Source organism: Arenimonas composti TR7-09 = DSM 18010, from assembly GCF_000426365.1.
In the GTDB taxonomy this organism is placed as follows: domain Bacteria; phylum Pseudomonadota; class Gammaproteobacteria; order Xanthomonadales; family Xanthomonadaceae; genus Arenimonas; species Arenimonas composti.
Genome location: NZ_AUFF01000022.1, coordinates 1 through 2,155, shown reverse-complemented (window position 1 = coordinate 2,155; position 2,155 = coordinate 1). Strand labels below are relative to the sequence as shown.

Genomic DNA, 2,155 nt, shown 5'->3' with positions numbered 1-2,155 from the left:
GAGGCCGTTTGGCGACGCGGGGGGAGTCCATTTCATCATTCAAGCCGACGCCGCTTCGCGGCGCGGCTTAACTCAGGTGTTAGGCGTCATGAACGACCTCCTGTCACGCATCCGAGCACGCTTCGCTCGCAACACATCAACACCAACCGGAGCTGAGCTCGGGCGTGGCTTCGTGTATGTGCCACACGACGAGGAAGGGTCTATGGCGATCGCCGAACCACAGTTGATCGTCGGCCGATTCACCGACGAACCGCCCTGGATAGTGGTAGATCACGACACGACTTCCGGCATCGTTGCCAAGTGGCCGGGACGTCTCTGGGAAGTAGAGATACTCCGAAAAGCTCTTCAACAACCTCTGCCGTATGCCAAATACACTCGCGCGACGGCGGTACGGGTGCTGCGTGAGTTGCCTCTGGAGCGATTGTTTGAGCACGGCGGATCGGAGATCGCGCAGCTACTCAATAGAACTGGCACCTTGTCTGAGGCTCAAGCCACGAAGCTGAGCAATGGGCTGAGCAAAGAGGCCGCCATCGCGCACGATGCAGTTTGGGATCGTTGGCTCCAGGTCGCTGAGCCAGCATCCCCATACATCGGACAGTCGCACGTAGGCACGCTGGCCATCGGCTCTCGATCGCCCCGTTCGCCTGCGGGCAATGCGCCATCCATCTTGTGCTCCGTGCTAAGCAAGCGTGCGCGCAGCCTTTGTGGAGTTGCTGCCTTCGTGGCCGATGGGGAAGATGAGACGTTCGCTACGCCCTGGAGTGGGGCTTTTCAGGCGCTGTTGCACGCGGTACTCGGATACGGTGCCACTCCAGCGCTTCTTCGTGAGCAAGAACGAGAGCAGCTCACTCGAGCCTACCAAGTGGCAGTCAGCGATGACGCCTAACCCTTCGCTCGAGCGGACCTCCACCGGCAAGGCACTTGGGCCGCGAGGCGTTGTGGTTCATCATCCGCCTCGCGGCCCAAGCGCCTCACCGGCGGCGGCCGCTCAGCTCAAACGTTAGACCTGCATGAGCCTTCCTGCCGACATTGAGAGATTCCTCGCGCGAAGCTTTCCGCCCGACGAGTTGGAGCACGCGGTTCAGCTCCTCGGTCACGCGCGGATCCACGACGGCACTGCGCCCAATGCGCGCCTCCTGAGGTGCGCTGCATTTGCCAGTCGCGGCAAGCTCAAGAACCTTGAGCGCCTTGCCTCGCAGCTGGCAGTCGACTGGAGGGATGTGATCATGGCTGGCGAGTACGAGCTACAGGGCAAGGAAACGGTACGAGTCCGCGACCTCAGCATGCCGCTGCAGGTCTAACCACTCATTCAAGCCGACGCCTTCGGCGCGGCTTAACTCAGGCGTTAGGCGGCGCTCAAACAGGGGGAACGTGCCATGGGCTCCAGATTTGCCGCAGACCAGAAAAACGCTTACCCGTCTCTCATTGCCGCACTGTGTGAGCGCGACGCGTATACCAGAGGGCACTGCGACCGCGTGTGTTTGCTGGCCGTGGAAATGGGTCGGGCGTTTGACCTAGCCGATCCGGCGCTGGATTCATTGCGAATCGCGAGCCAGCTACACGACGTGGGAAAGATTGGCGTGCGTGACAATGTTCTTCTAAAGCCTGGAAAGCTACAGCCAGGTGAGTGGGAGGAGATGAAAGCCCACTCCATCCACGGCGAGCGAATTATTAAGGAAACATTCCTGCTCAACAAGCTCGATGTCGCTTCAATCGTAAGACACCACCATGAAGCATTCGACGGAAGTGGCTATCCTGACGGTCTAGCTGGAACAATGATTCCGCTGAGTTGCCGGATTCTATTGGTCGTCGACGCATACGACGCAATGACCAGCGGGAGGCCATATCACCATCCCAGATCACACATCGAGGCTATGACTATTCTGGAAAGTGAGGTGGGCACTAAGCTTGATCCGGAATGCTTTGAAATGTTTTCGGGCGTTATCGCGCGCAACCCGGATTCCCACGTTTCAGGGCTATGATCCGGCGTGCGCCGCCTAACAATTCGTGTATGGACTCCCCAGTTCAACAACGCACCAGCTGATCGAGTCGACGGAGGAGGATCGGTTGCAGTCGTGTATTCGGCCTTCGGGTAAGCGCGGCGCGCTCGGGCCATCATGAATATCCGCGGGTCGGGGCCTATCGTTCAAAGCGG

Annotated in this window: 3 protein-coding genes; all 3 read left to right on the top strand. The window is 59.5% G+C overall.

Going from position 1 to position 2,155, the window contains the following annotated elements:
- The coding region (locus K311_RS18535; protein WP_211223668.1) for a hypothetical protein at positions 1-886 on the top strand (886 nt) is incomplete at its 5' end.
- A 124-nt stretch (positions 887-1,010) separates the two neighbouring features.
- Positions 1,011-1,301, top strand: a complete 291-nt coding sequence (locus tag K311_RS0113310) for a hypothetical protein (RefSeq protein WP_026817712.1) — start codon at positions 1,011-1,013, stop codon at positions 1,299-1,301.
- A gap of 75 nt (positions 1,302-1,376) precedes the next feature.
- Positions 1,377-1,982 (top strand): HD-GYP domain-containing protein, encoded by a 606-nt coding sequence (locus tag K311_RS18225; protein WP_081683465.1) that lies wholly within the window; start codon positions 1,377-1,379, stop codon positions 1,980-1,982.
- The last annotated feature ends 173 nt before the right edge of the window (positions 1,983-2,155 follow it).

Excerpts from the sequence above, each read along its gene's own strand:
- K311_RS0113310 (WP_026817712.1), top strand. The coding sequence starts at position 1,011 with ATGAGCCTTCCTGCCGACATTGAGAGATTCCTCGCGCGAAGCTTTCCG.
- K311_RS18225 (WP_081683465.1), top strand. The coding sequence starts at position 1,377 with ATGGGCTCCAGATTTGCCGCAGACCAGAAAAACGCTTACCCGTCTCTC.